The following is a 25276-nucleotide window of genomic DNA, read 5'->3' as shown; positions in this document are numbered from 1 at the left end:
TTTTGTCTAGACTTTATCAACCACTTTTTTAGTTTAATTATATCCAAATTAGGATTTCTTAACAATATACTAGTTAACTCTTCCTACAAATGTCTTCATATCTAATCTGTTCATACATTTCTTGCTCATCTATGGTTTAAAACAATTTAATTTGTTCCTCTATCTTAAACCTCGATGCTACAATTACTTCCTTTTCATCCTCACCTTTTGTATGTTCACCCTTCAAATATTTAACACCACTCTTAAGCTTAGATGATATAAGATTTAAAACATAAATGTTATCGAATCTATTGTATATTGAATCCCCACCTAGTCCTGTTAAACATATAAGTTGTGTATTACTCTTTTTAGCAATATCTATTAATGGTTTTAAAAGGTGTGCTGAACTTGTTTGGGCAAAAGGATTATCCATTATTAGCACCTTTCCGCTTTCTTTTCTGCTAAATATGTCACTTTCATCTTTTCTCATATAAGATAATAAGCTTGATAGTATTACAAATGCAGATAAAAAGCCCTCTCCCCCTGAATTTTTTGAAACTTCATCCCAGGTAATCTGTCTTTGTTTATCTTCTTCTATTTTATAAAGTTTAATATTTACACTTCCAATTCCAGCCACTTCATCATATAACTTATTTATGTTGATTTTATTGCTGATAATGTCTTCTATATCTTCATTTTTCTCTAATGCTTCTAAACTTTGATTTCTCACTTGTTCAATATAATCCTTTAATCTAACCTTATAAAGCTCTTTATTTTCTTCCCAATCAGAAACACTTATATTCAGCATCTTTAACCTTTTTGTTCCTATTGTTATCGATGAATTATCATCTATCTTCTCAATATTTTCATGAACATCTTTAATATACTCTAATAGACTTTCTAATATCTTACCTTCTTCTTTTTCAATTAGTTCAATGTCTGCCATTAATTTTTCCATAATAAGCTCATAAGAACTTATTATAAGCTTTAGCTGCTCCTTAAATTCTATTGGATTACTTATTAAGCTCTTAAGTGTTTGAATTGGCTCTTTAAACAAAGCTTCCTGTTTAAACTCATCTTTTATCTCAATATCTACAACTAAATTTGTAAGATTTTTTTCTCTTGTAGTTTCTTGTGTCTTAATATTATTTAAATCTCTTTTTAATTTTCCAATAACCTCATCTAATTCATTAAAATCTAAGGCTATATCAACTTCCTCTTTAATATTAAAATCATTAAACTCATTTAAACTAGTTAAGTTATAATCAATCCTTGTTTTTATAACACTTACCTTTTTCTTGTTGTTAGTAGCTTCTTTAATTTCTATTTTTATTTTTTCTATCTCTTCTTTGAAATTTTTAGAAATTAATAACTCCTTATCCTTTGGCTCCTCCTTATTAAATTTTTCTTTAAGTTTATTATACAAATCTTCTAATTTACTTTTTGCAACTTCTAAACTCTTATCAAACTCAATATACTTATCCTTTAGATAATTATAATTCTGCCTTTCTTTATCAAGTTCATCCTTGAATTCAAGCTCCTTATGCATATCGTAAGCTTCATTAATATATTCAGCTTCTTTTATTTCATATTTATCAGCTTTCAAATTAAGTTCATCTTCAACCTCACCAAACTTTTTAGAAAGTTCTTCTATTTTCTTTCTCAGTTCCTTTTCTGAACTTGTAATATCCTTTGTAAGAGCATCATATTCAGATACTAAGTCTTCCTTATCCTTTTCTATTACCTCTCCAGATTTATAAATATTAAAAACTGCCAGTTTCTTTAACAAATCCCCTTCCTTAGAGTTATAAAACCTAATTGCATCAGCACACTCTATTATTTCGTTCTCTATTCCACTAGTTCTTTTTTCATCTTTGTCTATTTGATTATTTATTATAGTTAATCTTTCTAATACTCTTTCTAAAGCGCTTTTATTCTTTTTATACTTTTCATAGTCTTCTTTTAATTCTTTAAATTCTTTAGCTTTATTAATATTGTTTTGTATATCTTTATCTAATGCTTGTGCCTTTCTCTCATAGTTTGTGATCTTTTCTTTAATGCTTACAATCTCTTTTTCCAAATCAATTTCTATTGCTCTTAATCTTAAATCTTCACTGCTAAGTAATTCAATTTCTTCTTTTAAAGTTTCATAGTTTTTAAGTGTCAGAGAGGAATATTTTATATAATTTCTTTTTTCATCATAAAATCCAATATTTTCTTTCCTAGCATTTATCTTTTTTTGTATTTCCTCTAATTCTAGTTCTTTATCCTTTATTAATTTTAAAAGCTCACTTTCATTTAATAGCTTATTATTAAAGGATATAAAGAATCTAACTCCATTCAAATCTACAATGTCCTGTTTTGAACTTTCCAAGCTATTTTCAAGGTCTTTTCTATTAATTATTGATATAGGACAGGAGGTGAATATATCTAAAGATTCTTTTTCTAAAGTCTCTATTTCTTTAGAATCCATAATTAATGAATATGGAATAAAGGGATTGTTCTTTACAAGCTTTTCATTTTTCTCAAATGAATACCCATTCTTCTTAAGCCACTCCATACCATAAGTTATATTAATATCCTTTTCTCTAAGCTTTACTTCAACTTCCTTAGGTAAATCTAAAATTTTACCAGTTTTAAGCTTTTCTAATTCATAAGATATATTGTCAAAGCTTTTTGTAAGCTTCATTTCGTCATCTTTTAATAGATTTATCTTTCTATTAAAAGCATTAATTATCTCTTCAGAATCAAAAACCTTACTTTCATCAAAATCAATATATTTAATTATTTCTTTTCTTTTTTCTATTTCTTCATCATCCTTTTGAAGCTCTGATTTTTTATTGCTTAATTTATTTTTAACATCGGAAATACTTCCTAAGTTCTTTATTTTATCGCTTTCTTTACTTTTTAATAGTTCTTCACTACTTAATATGTTTTCCCCAATATTTTTTCTTTCTTTTTCTAGCGTAAGTCCCTCATTGTTAATTTCCTTATCAATAACAAGTAATCTTTCATTATCAAAATATCCTGAAATATTTCTAAACAAATCCAAAGCATACCTGCTATTAAATTTTTGCTCCACCTTATCAAAATATGAAATTTCAGAGTTTAAACTTCCTTGCTTCTGGTTTAAATCACTAATATCATTTCTATTAGCTTCTAAGGATTTTTTTATATTCTCTTTTTCCTTATCTAAATTTTTCTTTGAAGCAAGCTTATTTTCTTTTTGCTCCTTTATAGACTCTAATTCTTTTTGTAAGATTCCTTTTATAGTAAAGCCTAAGTTATTAATGCGTGGGGCATTGTCCTCATTCTTTTTGTTTAATATCCTTAATTCGGTTTCATACTGTTGAAGTTCTTTTGAAGTATTTTGATACTCCCTATGTATCTTTGCACACTCTATGATATTACCTTTTCTTATTAAGCTGTTTTTTCTTAATTCGCTTTCTTTTACTAATTCCATTTGTGTCTTAATAGTATCTTGTAAACTAATTATTTCATCTTGTTTTTCATAAATTTTAATGGATTCTTTTTCATAATTTAACTCTGTTATTTTATCATTAAGAGTATTTATTAACTCTTCAAGTAGAAGCTCTTCTTTTTCTTTATCCTGAAGATTTTCTCTTAAATAAGCTATTACATTTGCTATTTTATTTTTTAGAGCTTCCCTCTTTAGAGTAGTATCTATAAATTCATCACAAGAGCTTATTATATTCTTAGATAACTCATTAAAAAGCTCCATCTTTGCCTTTTTATCAATATTAGCTTTGTTAGCTCTATATTGCTTAATATACCTGTCTATTAGTTCTCTATAATTTTCAATTCTGTCCTCATCACTTTTTAGTTTATTTTCAATAGCTGGTAGAAACCACTCCCTAACCAGTCCACTGCTATCCTTAGCTTTTGTAAAAAGTTCTGATAAACCTGATTCCTTAATATTTACCTGTTTAATTATAGTTTCCCATTCTCTATGATTAATCTTATATTCCTCTAACTTACTAAAATAATTCTTTGTCGTTAAAGAATTATTCATATCATAATAATTAAATTTCAAATCTCTATTTTTTTTCAAATTCTCAAAGAGATTTTTAGCATTTGCATAGCTTTTTATTATTTTTCTATCATCTTTTTCTTCAATTACAGGAATACTATTGATATCATATTCATTTTTCTCTTTATACTCGTGAACAAAGTTAATAATATCTAATTTTTCCTTTGAGTTTTCATCAGATGAAACTTCTTTTTTTCTAACCATCATACCAGTTAATAGATAACCTGCAGCATCATCTAGTTTCCATTCTATTAATATATATGTAGGTATAGGAGATGTGAAATAGCTTTCGAAGGTTCTGTCCTTTATATTTCTATACCTTCTATTAACAAAGGGAGCCATGACCATTTGTACAAGTACAGATTTGCCTCCACCATTTCTTAAGTTCAGCATGGTATTTTCACCATCTAAATAAAAACTCTCATCATCTATCTTCATGGTATTGTTATTATAGTTTAAATTAACAAACCTTATTTTGTTTATCTTACTCATTTATCTCTTCTCCTAAAGCTTTTAATACTCTATTATAATTATTTTTATTTAAAAGATTCCAATCCATAAAGCTATCAAGCTTTTTAGTGGTTTTAATCATATCATCGCTTTTTATATAATAAATTAGTCCCTGGCTATCTAAAAAATCTAAAATTGTATTTATAAAGCCTTCCTTTGTTGTCTTAGAGGTGCTTTTCTTGTCACTGCTTTTTAAGGCTTCAAATCTCTCAAGTATATTTTCAAAGGCTATTCCACTTTCTTCACTGCCTATATTGTTAGCTGTCCTGTTAACCCCATCGTTTAGTCTATCAGTAATAATATTTAAAAATTCTCCAACCTTCATATACTCTCTTGAATTACTTGTAATTCCCTGTGAACTATAAAATTCAACCAAAAGAGTTAATATTACAAATTGAGATAGATAATAATCCTTATCATTTGCTGAAGACTTACATAATATTTTCTTAAGCTCACCTTTTGAATATCCTAAAAAATCATTATCTTCCTTTGGTATAAGGTATACTACTCCCCCGTACTTTTTAACGTAACATTCTGAAGCTTCCCCAAGTTCTTTAACTAGTTCAGTTATATTTTCATTTTCTGAATAAGCTTTATAAAGCTCCCCTGCTTCCTCTTTTAACTCACCATGTTTTAATATGTAATAAAATATTTTATTGCTGATCTTAATTTCTTCAGTTGTATATGGCATTATAATCTTTGTCCTCCTGCTTTTATAATCTCAAAGGAAATATCCGAACATATGAAGTTTTTTATATCTCCATTTTCATTACGCAGACCTTCCAATTTAATATCCTCATTATTTAAAAGCTTTTCAATATTTATCTTTGCTATATTCTTAAAGCTTCTGTTTTCATCTATAATTTCTAAAATGCTTTTATTGAGTTGAAATTCTATTTCTCCAGTTTCAACAGAATTTTTTCGCTCGTTTCTTATTTCAGCTATGTCTATGCTTTTATTCTTAAGCATTTCAATAATTACCTCTCTAAATATCTCTACCGTTGGAATTAATGTATTTAACAATACTTCACTTTCTTTAATTAGTGAATTAATAACACCTAAAGAAATGCTTTCTCTTTGAATTGCAAGCTCTAATATTATTTGTATTACACCTTTATACTTCTCTAGCTTTTCTAATTTTTTCTTATTTTCAGCTTCAATAAACTCTTTTTCATCAAAAGTAATTTCTTCATCTTCTTCTATTTCATTTTTTCTAATTGTCTTTTGATACTCTAAAGCTTTATTTATGTTATAAAATTTTTTTGGCATCATTTTGAATAATGGCCTTAAAAATATATCAATATCTTCTAATTTGTTTGGATTGTCCAATACTTTTTCATAAACTTCAGTCCTAAAATTAAATCTTTCAATCAATGACATTTTAGAAATGTTTTCAAGTTCTTTTCCATAGACCTCTTTTAAATCAAAATGCTTTCTTAAAACTCTTTGATCTTCATCAATAGTTCTGCTTAAATATTGCTCTATTATCTTCAAATTATTGAGATTTTCTTTTTCTTCTTTGTTCAATTCCTTTATATGTATATCATGTTCAATAAAGTCATCAATTTTTTCCTTCACCATTTCTCTATGAATAATAAACTTCTTTTTAGTCTCATTAAGAAGCTCTAAATTTCCTTCCATCATAGATTTGTAGTCCTCAGTAGAATATGCTAGCGGATTTTCCTTAATCTTTCTTATGGCATCTTCCATGCTTTGAACTCTTATTCTAAGCATATTAAATATATTTTTAATATCGTCTACTGCCTTATCATAAGATGCTTTTTCTAAATGCATTTTAAACACTATTTCATGAATAGTCATTTTTAAATTTTCTTCTATTTCTAAAGTAGATAAAAGAAGTGAGTATCCATCATCAGTTAACGAGTATGATACCCTTCTTACACCTTCAATATATTCCATTTTGTTTTTAATAAAGCTTATATTTATATCGTTATACTCTCCTAATTTAAAATTATAAGCTTTAAAATACATAGCCTTACCTTCATCACAGAGAATTGTATTAACTATAAACTCACCTAACTCCTTGCACTCTTCATATGTAATTCCCTTTTTAAAATGAAGATTGTTTACTTCATCAATAAATGTCCCTATATGATCAATAGTGCATATGTCCTCTTTCAAGGATTGTTCCATTATATAAAGTAATACTGCAAATATTAAATTATCCTGTTCATACCCCTCTTCAAAACCATACTTTTTCCAGGTACCCTTAGCTATGCTATTTCTAAAAAGTAAAGCATAAGCACCTATTTTTTTCATTCTAATATGCTGCACATCTAAAAAGCCAAAATCCATTTTTTCCTCCTATAAGGCATAATCAAATAAATAATAGACCAGTATTCTCGCCTATTTTGTCTCTTATTTCTTTTCATATGCTTAAATCTGTAATATTCACTATCTCTTGTGGTATATAAAAACCTTCTTGCAATATCTTCTCTATTTCAACTCTATAATTGTTATTAAATTCTCTTAAGAATATTTCATTGATATTTTTATTTTGTCCTTCTTTAGTTTTAGGTAAACAAATTGATTCACTTTTTGCCTTATCAATCATTTTTTTATATCCATTTATAAATGGAGCCATATTATATTCTTTACTAAATAGCTCAAACAAGCCTTCGTATATAACTATTCCCTCATAATCTAAATCACCAAAGTATAATATGGTATTTTTACTATCTGATACATAATCTTCAACTGATATTTTATAATCATTAAAAGCCTTTTTAATATTTTTTCCTCCACCATATATTAAAGTGCTAATATTTTCACCTAATATAGTTTCTCCTCCAGCTATTAAATGCCTTCTCATAGTATAATACGTATCCTTATTTTCTAAAATCAACACCTTCTGAGGTATCTCTTTTGATTTTGAATAATATGCTAAAGGTTCAGAGGTATCATAATAATTTAGCTCATCTAATTCTAATCCTAAATTTTTTACAATAGTTTTTCCACCTTCCTTTTGTAGAAACTTCTCTCTTCCCCATATTTGAAAAGACCTTTCATTCATAGAAACAGGTGAACTCAATAATTCTTGATTATTATCAAAAAAATCACTTAGCTTAAGGACGTATTCTCTGTGTTCTTCATACTTATCTAAATGATTTTTATAATATTCAATACTTAACTTAGTTGAAAGCTTATAATCTATCTCATCAAGAAGATTATTGTTATCAACACTATCACTTAGTAACCTATACCTTTTATATAGAGTTGGCTTTTTACCATTTCCTCCACTGCTTTTTACTGGTAAAATCTTTTTTTCTTTTAGTAAGTTGTTAACTATGTTACATAATTCCTCATAGGTTTCAGTTTTATATATTTTTTCTATTTCATCTAATTCTACAAATTTCTTGCTGATGTTTCTTAAATTTTTCATAATATACCTCCTTTTTGTCCTTTAGCTCCTATGACAGGTAGTATTTTACTTAATTATAACTTATTTTTATCAATCAGTACTTTTAATTTTCATAGATTCCTTGGCTATATCTATTAAAGTATTTTTTATGACTTTTTTCTTTATAGTTCAATAACATTTATTATTTTATCATGTTTAGTACAAATTCTCAGTTTTAGCAATGAGCCTGATAATTTTATCATCGGCTATATCAGGATTACCTCTGCCATCCCTATTACTCGTTGTCAGGTAATTCTAATTAGCTTTCAATCTAAAATTTCATTGTAATCATTGTTTTAACACTAGTCATAGGTGCTGGTATAGGATATTATTATAAATAGATGAAATCCATTTATAATGTAAAAACTTTGCATAAATGCTTTAAGTATTTACTATCTCAGTATGATAAAATGTGTAATTAACCGGAGGTAACTATCATGGGAATATTTAGTAATATATTTTCTTCAAAGCCTAAATCAATTTATACATTCATTCAACAAGGAAACCTTAGTGAAATAAGATCTTATTTTAAGGACGCTAAGGATTTAAATTATAATTCAGAGCTTGAGAAGATGCTTTTTTTTGCTATTGATAATTGTGAAAATAATTATTTTGAAGTAATTGAAATCCTAATAAATAACGGTGCCGATATTAACAGCCATCATGGCAGTCTCTCAGAAACTCCTCTTCATAGGCTTTGTGCACGGAGTAAGCCTAGCATGGACGTAATAACTATGCTATTAGAAAAAGGAGTGGAAGTTAATGGACTCAACATATCCGGTAAGACTCCTATATTTTACTGCACCTTTAACTATTCTGTAGAGCTTCTGAATCTTCTTGTAAAATATGGAGCTGATATAAATATAAGAGACAAATATAAAAACACACTTCTTCATGATGATTATATCGGCTGTCCTGACGAAAATTTTGAAGAGTTTTTAAAAGCCCTTATAAGTCTTGGCTTCGATATTAATTCAAAAAATTCCTTAGGACTAACTCCTTTAGAAGCTTGTCAGAATGAAAAAATCAAAGCCATTATACAAAAATACGCGTAAATAAACCTCTTTGTGTTTGGTTTTGTAGTGAAACCAAACACAAAGAGGTTCAATTTATTTACCCATCATATTCAACTAAGGCTTGTTTTAAATTTCTAACTCCACCTCTAGGATTTTCTACATCACCCTTATATCTTGGAATTAAATGAACATGCAAATGCTTTATTGTCTGTCCAGCATAGTAGCCTATATTAACTCCTACGTTGTACCCTGCTGGTTCATACTGGATATCTAACATTTCCTTAACTTCATGCATAAGGCTATATATAGCTTTTATTTCTTCCTCTGAAGCCTCAAATAAAAATGGAAAATGCCTTTTTGGTATTATCAATGCATGGCCTTCATTTACAGGAAATTTGTCCATTATAGCAAAGGCAAATTTATTTTCTGTTATTATTTCTGATTTGTTGTAGTTGCAAAATATACATTCTGACATTTTATTTCTCTCCTTCTAATATAAAAACAACATAGCTTTCTTTTTATCTCACATCCGTTAGCTTAAACCATTACTTCAAATATTCTTTTTCCATCTTCTTTAATCCACTCTGCAGTATATTTTTTATTCTTATTGAAATTGAAGGTTAGCAGATATCCTTCTTTTACCCCTTGCTCCTTCATATATTCTACAAGCTGATGTACTCCTTTTTCTCTATACACTTCACCGTTCCATATTTTAAGTTCTACTATGTACTTTTTATTTCCATAAGTAATTACTACATCCATCCTTTTGTTTTTTCTTGTTTGAGGTTCTACAAAACTGAAACCTTTTCCATTTAAAATAGGCTTTAAGTATGCTAAAAATATAAGTCTACCGTTAGTTTCATAAAAGTGTTCATCTTCTTCTCTATACTGTTCATACATAAATTCCTGAAACTTTAATAAAACTTTTTCCACATTTAATTCTTCAGCATCTAAGACCTCATTCTTATCTACTTGTGTAAGTTTTGATGCAGCTTCTTGGATATCCTTCTGAGCAATAAGGTAATCATATAATAACATTTCAAAAATCTTATTGTTCATAATAAGCTTACCATCGTCTTCTGATAGTATTCCGTACATCAATCCCTTTTCATAAACAAAAGGATTATAAGGGATTTGTTTTCCTTCTACTAATATCTGATAAACTACTGTTTTTATTTCATCATAGTTTTCAATATTTTTAATAACGTCATCAAAAAGAGTATTATGTTCATTTAATGTCATTTTTATAGATTTTTGAAGTCCTTTTAATGTCCATTCCCTTCCAAGGTATTCATCAATGTTTTTACAAAGTCTACTTACAAGATAAGGATATCCACTAGTAAAATTTCTTATCTCTTTGGATAAAAGCTTTACATCCATGTCTATTCCCGTTTCATTTACGTACTCATTAAGCATTGTTTCAATTTCTTCAGAAGAAAAGGACATATCAATTTTAAAATCTGCAGCTATGTTCCAAGGAGAATTGAAAACTCTATTCTTTTCATCTCTAATTTGAAGCTTAATATTCTTGATATCATTTACTCCACCTAATATAACACTTTTGAAGGTTAAATCTTTCTTAGCACTCATTGATAAATATTTATTTCTAAGTACACCTAAAAACTGCATAAAGACTCTGTTGCCACTGCTTTTATCCACCTCATCTATGATTAAAACCATATCATTATCATACTTATCAACCATATCAGTGATATTTTCGGATAGATCATTAAAGTTTTTTGTTGCATCTACATAACTTTTCAGTATTTTATACAATTCCTTGTTTGTAAATTTTACATTTCTAGCCAGTATTTCAAATATAGTTTCACAAAATTTCTCTTCAGTTTCAAAAACATCATCACCAATTCCTTCAAAACTAACATCAATTACAACATATTTTTTGCTTAATTCTTCTACTAATTGATTGAATGTAGTGGTTTTACCAAACTGCCTTGGCCTGTTAATTGTAAAATAAGCTCCTTTATCTACCATTTGAATAATCTTCTTTACCTTACCACTTATATCAACCATAAAATGTTTTTCAGGTATGCATAACCCCGTAACATTAAATTCCTTCATTATAAAATGTTCTCCTTTCATAATCGTGAGCTACTCTATTTAAATTCCTTCCGTACAGCTACCAATATATTTATTATAACAAAACAATCTAAATCCCGGGATATAAGTTTTATCATAATTAATAACTTCTACCTAATACAGGCTCTTATAATATTCCTTGTATATCTTCTCTCCAATAGGAATATCCGCTGGTGCAAGATCATATTCCAAAATATCCTCAGGTTCCACCCAGCTTATTTCGCTATGTACACTTAATTTAAAAGCCTTATCACTACATTTGCATTTATAAGCCAACAACCTTATAGCTCCGAATTCATATTTATAAATGCTTTCGCAGAAAAATCCTTCTACCTCTGTATCTGCATTTAGCTCTTCCTTAAATTCTCTTATTAATGCTTCCTCTGGTGTTTCACCCTCTTCAATCTTTCCCCCTGGAAACTCCCACTTGTCTTCCATCTTTTGTCCTTCAGCTCTTTTGGCAATTAATATTTTACCTTCCTTAACAACAATCCCAGCTACTACGTCTTTCAAAATAATCACTCCATATCAATATTAAACAAAACTTCCAAATTAGTATAATATACATATTATAACACATCTTAAATCTTTTATTGCAAAACAAAGACCTCTTTTAGTCATAATAACCACCAAAAGAGGCCTTTATTGTACAGTCCCTAAGTCTCATTTTAGCAAGCAATGATTTTCTTTCTCCTAACTTAAGGCATAATCAGCACAATAAAAACTGCAAATCTATCCTTTTCTTTTATTCTTTCAATTTCCAAAGCATATTTAAAATTGACCAAAACCCGTCATAACGAATAAACTTATGAGTAAACCTATACTTATCTTCTGATATCTTTTTCTCAATATAATTAGTATTTTTATCTGAAATAATCTCAAAATTTTTTGCGTCATATAGAATTACACTCCCATAATCATCCTGAATCTTAAACATAACATAATGTTTTTCTTTAGCGCTTATTATAAATTTACCTTCATATACTATCCTGTAAACTTCTATAATTTTATCTATTATATAGATATCAATTTTCCATTTTTTCACTTCTACGAAACTTAAAACGAGCTTAACAGATGTAGCTTTTGCAGTAACTTATGGCGAATTATTAGCAGAACTCGGTTAGTATAGCTGGGTTGGAGGGCTACGCCAAAATTTTGAAGAAAGCTATACCTTTTTCTAGTTTCTGAACACACCGACTATTTCCTTCCCCTGAAAAAATTTTCTTTATATTACTGTTCTATACAATCACAGTCTATTCTAACAATGTTATTATACCATTTGTACCATCTACTCTTATCTTTTGTCCATCCTTCAATATATTTGTTACATTTTCAACAGCTACAATCGCAGGTATACCATATTCTCTTGCTACAATTGCTGCATGGGAAGTTGCACTTCCTATTTCGGTAACTGCTGCAGACGCCACCTTAAAAAGAGGTGTCCATATAGGTGAAGTATAGGGCGATACCAGTATATCCCCTTTCTTTAGCTTTTTGAATTCCGAAGAACTCTTTACTATACATACAGGTCCTTCATATACGCCTCGACTTGCAGAACTTCCTTTAAGTGAATTGGAATTAGCCTCATCATCTTGTTTCTTTTTCACAAATACCGGAAATGATCCAGTGGATATCAGCCAGTGCACTCCTTTTTCATGAGCATCATAAACCTTTGCAAAAGCTTCTCTCCTTTTTTCTATTTTTTCTTTAATTTCTAACTTTCCTCCTGCCACAGAATGAAGCTCTTCCTGAAAAATAAAGAATACATCTTCAGCTTCATTAATGGATCCTTGTTTAGCTAGAAGACATCCCAGCTTTAAAGCTATTCTATGCAAACAGCCTGCCACCTTCTCTAAATAAAATACACTTTCTTCTCTGATTATTACTGACTTTCTTACCTTCTCCAGAATTTTAATGAATTTATCATACTCAGCCGGTTTTAATCCTTTCTTTATTACTTTCTTTGCAGCTTCATAATCCTCTTCCTGCTTTTTAAAGCTTTTCTCTGGATTCAGCACCGCAGTATCACTGAGTAATGCATTAATAATTTCATCAATCATTTCAGGCTTTTCCTGCCATGTATGCGGAGATACCATTCTTCCCATACCAATATAAGGTCTATCTCCATATTCATCTAAAAAACTTTTAAGTTCATTTTTAAAGGCTTTACTATCCTTTCCCTTTACAGCCGCCGCTTGTGCTACCTTCATTAGAGTCTTATTCTGAAGGGCAGTTCTAAAAGGCAAAGCTCTGAGTAAACTTTCTTTTATCTCGTCAACCTTCTCCTTTCCCACAGCTTTTTTAATTAATGTACTAAGCTTATACTCAGTAAGTCCATCTGGCATGCTAATTACAGAAAATCTTTTATAGACAAATTTCTCATATTCCTTCATGGCCTGTTCAATAAGCTTGGCAGCTCCTACTGCATCATTTGTGTTTTTTACTGCATCATCCATTCTTTTGATTCCTTCACTAATTTCCTTTGAAAAAGACTGCCATAAAGCATCTTTATCTTTAAATAAGCTCTTAATTAATAAACTAGGCGCCTTCCATATTATAGCTGGAGACAATCCCATTCCCTGATAACTTAAGGCCACACATCCGCTTTCCCTTTCCACTGGTCTGTTTTTATCTTTCGGCAGCTTGAACCCTATATCAACAAAGGAAGTATATATTCCCTGATAAAAGTGACTAAAGCTAGCAAAATCTAAGGGAGTATGTGGATATGGAGAATGCTCCATTACACTTTGCAATCCAAATGGCGCCTTTTTTCCCTGATAAATTATCTTGTCTTCAGGGCCAAGGATTTTCAAATCTTCAGAGTCAGATGTAATTGTAGTAATTGGCCTAGCCTGCAGAAGATATATTTTACCTTCAAGCAGAGCCCACTCTGTGTCCATGGGGCTTCCATAGTACTTTTCTACAAGCTTTGCTAGGTTCGCCAGCTGTACAAGCTCGTTAGTTCCAAGACAAAATAATTTTCTCTTTGATTGTTGTGTTTCCTCTGTAATTGTACCCTTTTCTGTCAATTTAATGCTAAACTCTTTTGAGCCGAGAGTCTTTTCTTTAACCCTTCCTTCCTTTGTCAGAATAAAAGAATCAGGAGTTATCAGACCACTGACTACTGACTCACCAAGACCATACCCAGCACTTATTAATATTTCATCACTATTTCCATTTACAGGATTGGCAGTAAACATTACTCCTGCAGCCTGGGACGCTATCATTGCCTGGACTACGACGGCAAGATCAACCTCCAGGTGATCAAAATTCATACTTATTCTATAGGCTATTGCTTGTGCTGACCATAGACTTGCCCAACATTTTTTTATATACTTAAAAACTTCCTCTTTTCCATAAACCCCAAGATAAGTCTCATGCTGTCCTGCAAAGGAGGCCGATGGCAAGTCTTCTGCCGTAGCACTGGATCGCACTGCAACTGATAAATTGACATCAGGTCCCATTTCTTTAGATAGGCTTTCAAAGGCTCTGTCCACTTCCTCTTGAACCTCAAAGGGCATTGGTGATTCTTCAATCCATGATGATATACACTTACTTGCCTCAGATATTGCATCAATATCCTGCTCTTTAAGGTTCTCGAGTCTTTTTTCTATGCGTTTCTTAAGATACGAAGCTTCAAGATGAGTTCGGTAGGCGCCTGTTTTAACTACAAATCCTGGTGGCACAGGAAGATTGGCATTAATCAATTCGCCAAGATTAGCTCCCTTGCCTCCTGCTTCATTTAACGAATCTTTATTTAATTCTTTTAACGTTTTTGTATAATCTGACATATATATTATTTCCTTTTCCTTTAAAATCTTCGTACTGTTTGACATATATATTTATCTCCTCTATATTGAATTCAAATTTATTTATACAGCTTTTGAATTGACATTGTCAGCAAATTGACTATTGTAGATATCTGAGTAGGTTCCATTCTTCGCCAATAACTCTTTATGAGTTCCTGTTTCAACTAAATCACCATGTTCCATAACAATAATACGATCGGCACCATAAATGGTTGATAGCCTATGTGCTACTACAAAACTTGTTCTACCTTTTAAGAGCCTTCGTATAGCCTTTTGAATGATGAGTTCCGTACGACTATCCACATTGGAAGTAGCTTCATCCAGTATGAGAATATCAGGATTTGCCACGAAAGCCCTTGCAATAGTGATAAGCTGCCTCTGCCCTTGCGAAATATTCCCTGCTTCTTCACCTAAAACTGTATCATAGCCATCAGGCAGTTTTTGAATAAAGTCATCAGCATAGGCGGCTTTGGCGGCAGCATAAATTTGTTCCTCAGTGGCATCTTTATTGCCAAAGCGGATGTTATCATAAATGGTACCTGAGAATAACCAAGTATCTTGCAGCACCATCCCAACGCTCTTACGCACTTCGCTGCGATCCAAGTTACGGATGTCAGTACCATCAATTCGTATACTACCTTCCTGTATCTCATAAAACCGCTGCAGAAGATTAATCAACGTAGTTTTACCTGAACCAGTATGTCCTACAATAGCCACCATTTGACCATCATTAACCTCCAAGCTGAAGTTTTTCATTAAAGGTTCATCAGAATAACCAAATTGTACATTTTCAAAGATAACCTTTGCAGTCTCCCCTTTTTTATTTGGAAAAGCTGTGTTATATTCTTCCACTTCCTGGGCATCTAACAGATTAAATACACGCTCTGCTGAAGCAATTGCCGAAAGAAGATTTCCCCAAATCATAGAAAGTCTTGAAATGGGGGAAGTAAATTGCTGAGAATATTGTAAAAATGCCTGCATATCACCAATTAAAATGGAGCCACCTACAACTTCAACTGCACCTGTGGCCGCAATCAAAACATAAACTATATTCTGTACGAGTATCATACAGGGAACCATACATCCACTAAAAAACTTTCCCCGCCATCCTGATTCGTACATTTTCTTGTTTACACCATTAAACTTTTGCAATGCTTCCTTCTCTCCATTAAAACTCTTTACCACAGAAAAGCCTTGATAGGTCTCCTCGATCTGGCTATTTAAATCCCCCATACTTTTGAAATATTTCTTATTGTATTTCTGCGTCCTTGGTGTAAATACTTTAATAATCAATAAACAGCCTGGAACCATAATACAAGCTAGCAGTGTGAGCAATGGGCTTATGGAAAACATAAAGCACAGAACACCCAGTACCATAATAATGCTTGAAATAAGCTGTGTAAGACTTTGCTGCAAATTGTTTTCAATGTTATCTATGTCATTTACAGCAACTGACATGAGGTTTCCGTTGGAATTCTTATCAAAGAAAGAAACTGGTACACGGTTCATTTTTTCCTTCAATTGGTTACGAAGCGCATAGGTTGTCTTTTGTGCTACCACCGTCATAATTTTCTCCTGTAAAAAGGATGTGATAAATACTCCTGCATACAGAGCCGTCACAATAAGCAGTATAGATGTAAGATTGTGAAAATCAATGCCACTTTGTTTGTGTATCCCATTGAAGATAAGTGTTGTGGCATTTCCAAGCAATTTAGGACTAATAACCTGCATCACCGTTCCTGCTATGGAAATAGCAATGGTTAGACCAATGAGCAAGTTGCTTTTTTTCATGTATTCCATAAGCCTTTTAATGGTTTGCCATAGATTCTTGGGCTTTGCAGCTATACTTAGCTGTTTTCTAATTATATTCATGCTATTTCCTCCTTGTAAGTCTGCGAATTAACTATTTCTTTATAAATAGGATTGGAAGCCAGTAGTTTTTCATGTGTGCCAAGTCCAACCAGCCTTCCATTATCAAGCACAGCTACCAAATCAGCATTCATAACGGTATTGACTCTCTGAGCTACAATAACGGTTATAGCCTTAGAAAGCTTCTTTTTCATTGATGAACGCACAGCAGCATCGGTCTTAAAATCAAGGGCTGAAAATGAATCATCAAAAATATATATATGTGCATTTTTCAGTAATGTTCGTGCGATACAAAGCCTTTGCTTTTGCCCGCCAGAAAAATTACCGCCGTTCTTTTCTACAACACTGTCAAGGCCGTTCTCCAAATTTGAAACAAATTCGGAGGCACAAGCTATTTCTAAAGCAGCCCATATTTCTTCATCAGTGGCATCTGGTTTGGCTACTAACATATTTTCCCGTATGGAACCTATAAAAAGAGTAGATTTTTGTGGTACAAAGCTTACTATATCATGAACCTCCTCTTGCCTAATTTTTCTGATATCTATACCTCCAATTTTCACCACTCCCTTCTCCACATCATAGAGTCTTGTAATCAGATTAACAAGAGAGGTTTTACCGTCGCCGGTACTGCCAATGATGGCTAAAGTCTGGCCCTCTTGAACTGTAAAACTGATATCTTCCAGCGTTTTTTTCTTTGCACCGGGATAACGGAAGTCTACTGTCTCAAACTGTAACCCACCTTTTCGAACTACTTCTGGTTTTTCTGGATCTTTTATGCTTAGAGGCATATCTAAGACTTCATAAATACGTTGAATAGAAACCTGACCACGGGGAATGACCAAAATAACGCTTGTCAGAATTCCGAAACCAAGTAAAATTTGAGCTGAATAAGAGATTGCTGCCATAATTGTACCTACTTCCATGGTGCCAGCTGCTATAGAACCTGCTCCAATCCACATTATCATTATGGTAGTCAGGTTAAGAAGCAAAGTAATCAGCGGCATAAAGAAACTCATAATGGTACCTGCTGCAATAGCTGTTTTCGTATAATCTCCATTGGTATCTAGATATTTTATGAAATCCTCTTCTTCTTTCCTAAAAGCGCGAATAACTTTTACTCCTGTCAGTCCTTCTCTAAAAAATAGATTTAACCTGTCTAGCAGCTTTTGCATTTTACCATAAAGAGGGTTCGCAAATTTGTATATTACAACAGATCCAATAGTTAAAAAAGGAATGACAGCAATAAAAATCAATGACAGCTTAGGGCTAAGGCGATAGGTCATACCAATGCCGCCAATTAAGTACAACGGTGAAACAATCAGGAATTTAAGTCCTGTTTCCACTAAGCTCTGTACCTGTGTCACATCATTTGTATTACGAGTTATCAGGGTAGCCGTTCCGAATTTGTCAAACTCATTTTTTGAAAAACTAAGTATCTTTTGGTAAATATCACTGCGAAGCTCAGATGCAAAATTAAAGGCAATCTTTGCAGATATATAAGGATTCAGTACCTGGCCCACAAGACCAAGCATTGTAAGCGCGATCATTAGGCCGCCCTGCTGCCAGATATGGGCGATATTTCCCTTTACAACACCATTGTTTACCATATCAGCGGCTAAATAAGGAAGATAAATGGCACAGAAAACCTGCAGTAGCAAAAATGCAATAGCCGCAGTTACCCTATCAGCAGGCAGTCTTTTGATAATTCTGATCATAAATAATACCTCCATCTATTTGTTATAGTTAATGATTTATTCTTCGTAAATAATTTTTTCACAGCCTTAGTAAGTATCTCAGCTTAATATTTTCAATATCAATCTAACTTTTATAGTTGCTTTACCATCATATTTGTAATAAAATATATGTAGACATCTACCTATTTAGTCAAATAAAAAGCATTTTATCTACTTCCATTGATGGTTATGATTACAGCATTTGATCTATCAAAATTGTTTAATTCTTCAAGATTAAAATGTAATCTTTCGAAGGTAATATATTAAAAATATGTAGACTTCTACCTATCTCGCTAAATAAAAAGCAATCTATATGCTTTTTATCGTTAAGCTAAATGACCATCCAAATTTTTATATGCTTTGATAAGTAAGTCTAAAAAAATTCTTTTTTCCTCTTCGGACATACCTTCTAATAACTGTTCTTCGGTTTCTTCAAAAATCTCTTCCATCTCTTTTAATATTTTTTTACCTTCGGCTGTAACCTCTATATGAAAAGTACGAGCATCTGATATCCCAGTATTTCGTATGATACAACCTTTTTTTTCCAAGCCATTTAAAAGATTAGTTATGGAAGGCCCTTTTAGATTCATAACATACTCCAAACTTCTACGGGTTATCTCCTCTTCTCTTCTTATTGCTCTATCAATTAATTCAAGTAACAAGCCTTGTGGTGAAGTCAAATTATACTCTGCTAATTTCTTATCATTGGTATAACGCATCTTTTGGGCAATACTTTTTATAAATAAATCATAAGGATATTCCCAGTCTCCAAATTTCATAATACATCATCCTCACTTTAAATAGGTAGACTTCTACTTATTAATATAACTAAAGTACTTAAGATTGTCAATAGTTTTGTTTGTACACAGTGCTTATTTAAAGGAAGAGACTAATAGAATTTTATCGTCTCAATTTTCTTTACCATTGAATTTTTTTGAATTAAATATGATACAATGGAAGGAGCAAGAAAATGATTTTATATTTCACCGGAACATGTAACAGCCGCTATGTAGCAAATACAAAAGGGAACTCGTTAAAAAGTTCCCTTAATTCACATTTAAAGTTAAATTCCATTAAACGTAACATCATCTTATCTGGCAAACCACCAGTAAAAAATATTATATTGGCGTTTTTTATTTTATTTTTTGCATTTTCATTTGTATCTTTAAAATAATTTATCCAATTTATATTGTATACTTATCTTTAATTTCATCCAGCATTTTATTTAGCACTCTATACTCTTCTTTAAATTCTATTCTCCACTCACCAAACCATCTTCTATGAGGAATATTCCATTCTTCTAATGATCTTTTTTCCTTTAATATTTTAAATATTTCCATTCCAATTGTATTCACTATAATATGTTCTGAGCAAAAAATCTTTCAAATTTCTCTCTTTTTTCTTTCTTCTAACTTAATTCAAATTTAAATTTTTGCCATCCTTCTATATAATCAATAAGGAGCTCCTCTTCTTTTACAATTCTGCCTACTACATTGGTTTTCCCGTAATTTTTCATATCCTTTAAAGCTATCTGCAATTCTCCTGCATAATGTCCATATAGGGATGTGTCTATCAAAATGTCTCCTCTTTTTATATCTGGTGTATTAAAAGGTATAAATTTATGGCCTTTATACTTAACTCTACTTTGAGTTGATCTTATAAGATATTCTGAAAGGTCTCCTCTATTGAAATGAAGCTCCTCTAATACAATCTTTCTTTCTACCTCTGGAATTCCTTCTGCAAGCTCTACCTTCATTGTCAGTATATCTTTATTTATTTCACTTAAGGCTTTAAGCTCTTCTTCTGAAGCAAAAGCATTAGCTATGATAACATCATCAATAAGATCTATGGCAAATAAATGCTTTGCCTGTGTTACTATATTCATTTCTCTGTGTTTTTCTAAGGTGCATAAGCCTTCATTTACAGGCCATGGACCAAAATTTGCTGCTTGAGATGATATAAAGGCTGCAGTTCTTATACCTAAATCTTTAAATTGCTTGCTGCATTTTATGAAATGTTCATAGCTTAAACCGCTGTACCTATGGGGGTAAAAATTATGACATCCTAGAATTTTTTCTATGTTAGGCTTGTAGCTCATTATGTTTTCTATATATCTTGTACCATTACTCATATTCAATTCTATAAATAATCCCTCAGGGTTATAAGTCATCATAGATTCTTCTAAGCCTGAAAATCCCATATCTAATCTTATACCATAAGCACCTATTTCTTTAAAAAAACTTAAATCATTATAACTTATATTAAGTTCTTCAAAAATTCTAGGACTTACATCTGCAATAACTTCCATACCCTTTATATTTGCAAAAGCTATAGTTTCTTTAAACTCCTTAAGTATATTTTCCTTATCTCCCTCTACAGACAAAAGACAGGTAAATATCCTTTTAAAGCCATACTTACTCGCCAATTCTATATATTTAAGGTTATCTTCCAAGCTTGCATGCATTGGATAAACTGAAATACCTAATCTTTTCATATTCTATCCTCTCCTTCTCAACTAAATCAATGTTATCTAAGGATGTTCCATATATAGAGAAACTAACTAGAAAGTTAACTTATATAAAGGGATATGTTTCCAAAGACTGAAGGTAGATTTAAAAACTTTGTGCCAATCTTAGTGAAGAGTTTTAAGACAACCTTAGAACTTAGATAGTGTTTGAACGTAGCGAGTTTATCTAAGTCTTAGGTCGTCTAAAACTTAAGCTTTAGATTGGCTAAAAGTTTTTAACGGACTGAAGCTTTGGAAACATATCCCGGGGTATAAGTTAACTTTCGGCCTAGTACTTCTATATAAGTCCTACTGCATACTTCACATTACTCTTCATATTTTTTGTTTTGCTAAGTAATAGGCACCCTTGCAGGAAGACACATCCTCATCTATAATTTCTACATTTTCAATAAGGTTTAATAGATGAGCATTAAAAGCTTCCCTTACAAACTTAATTTTTGTTATAATGCTGCCCTTTAAGGCAACTTTAATGGTTCCCTGAAGCTTAAGTTTTTTCCATAGCCTGTGCACCATTAAAGCTATTTCCATTCCTGCTTCTTTAAGAATTCCCAATGCATTTTCCTCTTGTTCTTCCGCTAATTTTACTATGGTTGGAACAATAGATGCAATTTCATCTTTAGCAGAATAATAAACTATCCCTTTTATATCTTGTACATTTTGTAGGGATAACTCTTTTAATATTGTCTTTGTCAGCTTGCTTTTTTCAAGGCCTAACTCTTCTTCGTATATCATCCTTTTATAGGCATTTATAGCTATATTATATCCGCTTCCCTCATCTCCTAAAAGATGCCCCCAGCCTCCAGAGATTATCTTTTTACCTTTTGAAATTCCTAAAGCTATAGAACCAGTACCTGAAATAGCTAGAATTCCTTCTTCTCCTTTTAGTAATGCATAAAAAGCTAGTTCTGCGTCATTGTAAATTTCTACATGTGTATTAAATTTACTTTTTACTGCCTTCTCCACTAATTTTTTATTTTCTCCCGCCTCTATACCAGCAAGTCCTAAATAAATTCCTATGAGTTCATTTTCTTTTAATGTGTTAACACAGATTTCTATAGCTTGGATAATATTATTTAAAGCTGTCTTTTTATCTATTATTAAGCTTCCATATCCTGTGGCTGCCTTACATATTTCTTTACCCTCCATGTTATAGGCTATAGCTTCTGTTTTAGTTCCTCCCCCGTCTACACCTATTATATATTTCATATAATTCCTCCAATCAAATACCTGAATCATATGTTAACTAATATCTCTATAATATTAGCTAGTTCATCTTCTGGTATTTCAATATTAAGATTTTCTTCTATATCTTTTATACTTGTTTTTAAGTCTTTGAATAAGTCACCATATCTAGCTTTAATTAAAGATAAATTTTTACAACTTCTCGTTTCTTCTTTATTTATCAATTTTTCTAAAACACATCCAAAATGCATTAGTAAACCCATCAATTTATCTTCATCTACATAAATTCCATGGGAGTATTTCATATTTGAAACAGTTTTTATAAATTTTCTTATTATAAAATCACAATTATTTATGTTAAGATGATCTTTATAAACCTTATTTATTATGCTTAACATATCTTCATCATTGACCTTTTCTTCAAAATCCTCTCCAACAAATTCTTTAAAAAATCTATCTATTGGAATATATTCCACACCCTCAAGCTGAGGGTCAAAAGCACTTATAACATATGCAATTGTGTATTTTTTTCTTATGTTATCAATGGCGTTATAAAATTCTTTTCTGTCCTTAATGCTGAGATTTATTATTTCATATTTATCACTTTCAAAATTAATTGAAACAAGTTCTTTTAATTTTATAGCAGTACCTTCTCCCGTTGAGCAAGCTGTAACTATTACTTTTTTATCTGCTTTAACCTTTTTCTCTATAAAATCTCCTATATATCTGCTTTCTCTCTTTACACACTTAACTATTTCATCTATATTTTCATACAGTATTGCTTTTCTTGCAGCTTCTATTACAGTAGCAGTAGTTATCATATCTATAGTTTCAACATATATACCTGTATTTTCTTCTATAATTTTCCCAAAGAATTTTAAGGATCCCATATCAACTAAAAGTACCGCTCCTCTACCTTGATCCTTTTCTTTTATCAATTCTTGAATTTTTATTAAAGCTTCCTCAGGCTTCATGGATAATGGCATATCGAACCCTGCTACATGATTGATGTTAAGCAGCTGATTTGCAACTTCAGCTATTGAAGTTGCCGTTGTGTTACCATGCATAGCCACTATTACAGCTACCTTACTTCTTACTTTTTTATTTTCCGCAGCAAAAAACATAGTTATAAAACCAATCTCTCCTATTGGTATTGTAATTTCATACTTTTCTTCTAGTTTATAAGCTAAATTTAATGCTAATTTAAATTCTTCAGGATACTTTTTTCTTATTTCATCTATTTTTGTATTTTCAATTCCTCTATTTTCTTTTATTCTAGCTAGAAAAGTATCTATGTGTAACAATAGACCTAAGAATATATTCTGTGGAATTTTCTTTTTAAGTTTATATTCAGCTAAATGCATAAAGCTTTTTAAAAACTCGTATAACTCATTATTTACTATTCTTTTTATATCATCTTTATCATTTTCTTCTCTAATACTTAGAATATATGTATTTATAAAGTCTTCAACATCACTAGTAAGTTTACTTTTTATTTCCTCCTGATCTAAGCCCTTAGCAGTTAATATTTTTGTCCTTTCCTCTATAAATTCATATATATCTCTAGAAACACTGTATTCATCCTCTATATCATAATTGATGTCCTTTTTTATTTCATTACTAAAACTCACCTTTAACCCTCTTGGGTTTATTTTCTTTGAAGCTAAAAGTCCACCTTTAACCTCATAGGAAAAATCCTCTACTTTAATATGGATATCCTCCTCATTAAAAATGTTTCTTAAAAAGGCTTTAGCTGATGCTATCTGAATATCACTTTTTAGTTGTCCTATATTATTTAAACAATCGTAATTTAATAATGCAGTAATTACTTCTTCATCTACGTTTATTTTCTTAGATATTCTTTTAGATTCATCTGCAAAAAATCTTTGTATTAACTCCAACCGTTCTGTTGACTTTCTATCTCTTAAGGCAGGAAGTGCTATAGTTACTGGAATTCTTCTTGTAAAAGTCTTTAAAAGAGTAGAACCTATATTTTCTGTAGTTGCACTTATAATCATCACATTTATAGGTATTCCCTCTGTTCCTCCCAGTGGTATATATTTTCCTTCGTCTATCAAGGTAAAAAGTATTTCCTGTCCTTCTGGAGGAAGTCTGTGAACCTCATCTAAAAATAATATACCATTTCTTCCCTTTTCTATAATACCTTCTCTATCCTCACTTGCACCAGTGTATGTTCCCTTCTTTACTCCAAATAAATGTCCTATTAGAAGTTGAGGATTATTGGCATAATCAGCACAATTAAAAACTGCAAATCTATCCTTTTCTTTTATTCTTCCAATTTCCAAAGCATATTTAAACATGCATTTTGCAAAATATGATTTTCCAACTCCAGTTTCTCCAATTATAAGACTATGAAGACCACTCGGAGGATATACTATGGCTGCCTTTGCTAAGGATATTTGATTTTTTAGACTTGCATCTCTTCCTATTACAGTGTCAAAAATAGATGGTGCCTCAGCTTTATCTTCACATATATAATCCTTTTCATTAAGCTCAACATAATAAAGTACAGGCTTTCCCTTTTGTTTTTTAACTTTACCTTCAGCAACTAATTTATTTAGTTCTCTAGACACATTTGTCCTTCGCATATTTAAATATAAGGACAATTTTTCTGTACTTACTCCAATATTTATAGCTTCTTTTTTAATTTGTTCTACGCAAATTTTCCTCAATGATTCGTATACTATCTCCTGATTTTTCATTTCTATAACCGCCTTATTTATATCGCTCTATATAAATAATATAATGGATATTAAACTACTAATCACTATTTTCTGTACTTTTTTAATTCTTTTTCTCTTTTTTCCATAATCCCCTTGGATATTTCAAAGAACATTATACACATAATGGAGAATATAACTATTAATAAATTCAATATCCAAGGATTTTTTATATCAAAAACTATCATAGGTACCATTATAACCAAAGGGGCACTCAAGGCTAAAAGCCATCTATTAATCCTAAATCTTTTGGTTATAATATTAGATAGCTTAACACCAACTAGCATTAGAGCTATAAATGCTATGCCGTAAAATAACTTCATAATTATTTCCCCCTAAAA

At 30.9% G+C, this 25276-nt stretch carries 18 protein-coding genes; 1 reads left to right on the top strand and 17 read right to left on the bottom strand.

Going from position 1 to position 25276, the window contains the following annotated elements; genetic code table 11:
• Window positions 1-136 precede the first annotated feature (136 nt).
• The 4 genes from I6U51_RS19585 to I6U51_RS19570 form a co-directional block, all read right to left on the bottom strand.
• Window positions 137-4522, bottom strand: coding sequence for a coiled-coil domain-containing protein (locus I6U51_RS19585; protein ID WP_211144255.1), 4386 nt, complete (start codon window positions 4520-4522; stop codon window positions 137-139).
• Window positions 4515-5231 carry a DUF6063 family protein gene (locus tag I6U51_RS19580; protein ID WP_211144254.1) on the bottom strand — a complete coding sequence of 239 codons (717 nt, stop codon included), beginning with the start codon at window positions 5229-5231 and terminating at the stop codon, window positions 4515-4517. The genes I6U51_RS19585 and I6U51_RS19580 overlap by 8 nt, the downstream gene beginning before the upstream one ends.
• A complete protein-coding gene (locus I6U51_RS19575; protein WP_211144253.1) occupies window positions 5231-6856 on the bottom strand; it encodes a hypothetical protein in 1626 nt (541 codons plus the stop codon). The genes I6U51_RS19580 and I6U51_RS19575 overlap by 1 nt, the downstream gene beginning before the upstream one ends.
• A 73-nt stretch (window positions 6857-6929) precedes the next feature.
• Entirely contained in the window at window positions 6930-7943 is a 1014-nt protein-coding gene (locus I6U51_RS19570; RefSeq protein WP_211144252.1) for a Wadjet anti-phage system protein JetD domain-containing protein, read from the bottom strand.
• A 455-nt stretch (window positions 7944-8398) separates the two neighbouring features.
• Between I6U51_RS19570 and I6U51_RS19565 the strand changes: the two genes are divergently transcribed.
• Window positions 8399-9016, top strand: coding sequence for an ankyrin repeat domain-containing protein (locus I6U51_RS19565; RefSeq protein WP_211144251.1), 618 nt, complete (start codon window positions 8399-8401; stop codon window positions 9014-9016).
• Window positions 9017-9074: 58 nt separating this feature from the next.
• On the opposite strand, the gene I6U51_RS19560 is transcribed toward I6U51_RS19565, so the two are convergent.
• The 13 genes from I6U51_RS19560 to I6U51_RS19500 all read right to left on the bottom strand — a co-directional run bounded on the left by I6U51_RS19560 (window position 9075) and on the right by I6U51_RS19500 (window position 25258).
• A complete protein-coding gene (locus I6U51_RS19560; RefSeq protein WP_211144250.1) occupies window positions 9075-9452 on the bottom strand; it encodes an HIT family protein in 378 nt (125 codons plus the stop codon).
• A gap of 62 nt (window positions 9453-9514) precedes the next feature.
• Window positions 9515-11056: an AAA-like domain-containing protein gene (locus I6U51_RS19555; protein ID WP_211144249.1), complete on the bottom strand. Its 1542-nt coding sequence runs from the start codon at window positions 11054-11056 to the stop codon at window positions 9515-9517.
• A 132-nt stretch (window positions 11057-11188) separates the two neighbouring features.
• The gene (locus tag I6U51_RS19550; protein ID WP_343069738.1) at window positions 11189-11596 is read right to left on the bottom strand and encodes a (deoxy)nucleoside triphosphate pyrophosphohydrolase; all 408 of its coding nucleotides are present in this window, start codon (window positions 11594-11596) and stop codon (window positions 11189-11191) included.
• Between the two features lie 223 nt (window positions 11597-11819).
• Entirely contained in the window at window positions 11820-12119 is a 300-nt protein-coding gene (locus I6U51_RS19545) for a hypothetical protein (protein WP_211144247.1), read from the bottom strand.
• Between the two features lie 208 nt (window positions 12120-12327).
• On the bottom strand, window positions 12328-14910 hold the full coding sequence (locus I6U51_RS19540) for a PEP/pyruvate-binding domain-containing protein (RefSeq protein ID WP_246517518.1): 2583 nt from the start codon (window positions 14908-14910) through the stop codon (window positions 12328-12330).
• 36 nt (window positions 14911-14946) lie between these two features.
• Window positions 14947-16755 (bottom strand): ABC transporter ATP-binding protein, encoded by a 1809-nt coding sequence (locus I6U51_RS19535; protein ID WP_211144246.1) that lies wholly within the window; start codon window positions 16753-16755, stop codon window positions 14947-14949.
• Window positions 16752-18467: an ABC transporter ATP-binding protein gene (locus I6U51_RS19530; protein WP_211144245.1), complete on the bottom strand. Its 1716-nt coding sequence runs from the start codon at window positions 18465-18467 to the stop codon at window positions 16752-16754. The genes I6U51_RS19535 and I6U51_RS19530 overlap by 4 nt, the downstream gene beginning before the upstream one ends.
• 344 nt (window positions 18468-18811) lie before the next feature.
• On the bottom strand, window positions 18812-19264 hold the full coding sequence (locus I6U51_RS19525) for a MarR family winged helix-turn-helix transcriptional regulator (protein ID WP_211144244.1): 453 nt from the start codon (window positions 19262-19264) through the stop codon (window positions 18812-18814).
• A gap of 405 nt (window positions 19265-19669) precedes the next feature.
• Complete coding sequence (locus I6U51_RS19520; protein ID WP_211144243.1) at window positions 19670-19840, bottom strand: hypothetical protein; 171 nt, start codon at window positions 19838-19840, stop codon at window positions 19670-19672.
• 53 nt (window positions 19841-19893) lie between these two features.
• Window positions 19894-20979, bottom strand: a complete 1086-nt coding sequence (locus tag I6U51_RS19515) for a DUF871 domain-containing protein (protein ID WP_211144242.1) — start codon at window positions 20977-20979, stop codon at window positions 19894-19896.
• Between the two features lie 345 nt (window positions 20980-21324).
• Entirely contained in the window at window positions 21325-22218 is an 894-nt protein-coding gene (locus I6U51_RS19510) for a BadF/BadG/BcrA/BcrD ATPase family protein (protein WP_211144241.1), read from the bottom strand.
• Between the two features lie 26 nt (window positions 22219-22244).
• Window positions 22245-24917, bottom strand: coding sequence for a sigma-54-dependent transcriptional regulator (locus I6U51_RS19505; protein WP_211144240.1), 2673 nt, complete (start codon window positions 24915-24917; stop codon window positions 22245-22247).
• Between the two features lie 65 nt (window positions 24918-24982).
• On the bottom strand, window positions 24983-25258 hold the full coding sequence (locus I6U51_RS19500) for a hypothetical protein (protein WP_211144239.1): 276 nt from the start codon (window positions 25256-25258) through the stop codon (window positions 24983-24985).
• Window positions 25259-25276: the final 18 nt, after the last annotated feature.

The organism is Clostridium aciditolerans (assembly GCF_016316925.1).
Taxonomy (GTDB): domain Bacteria; phylum Bacillota; class Clostridia; order Clostridiales; family Clostridiaceae; genus Clostridium_AM; species Clostridium_AM aciditolerans.
This window is presented reverse-complemented; position numbering and strand designations above follow the sequence as displayed.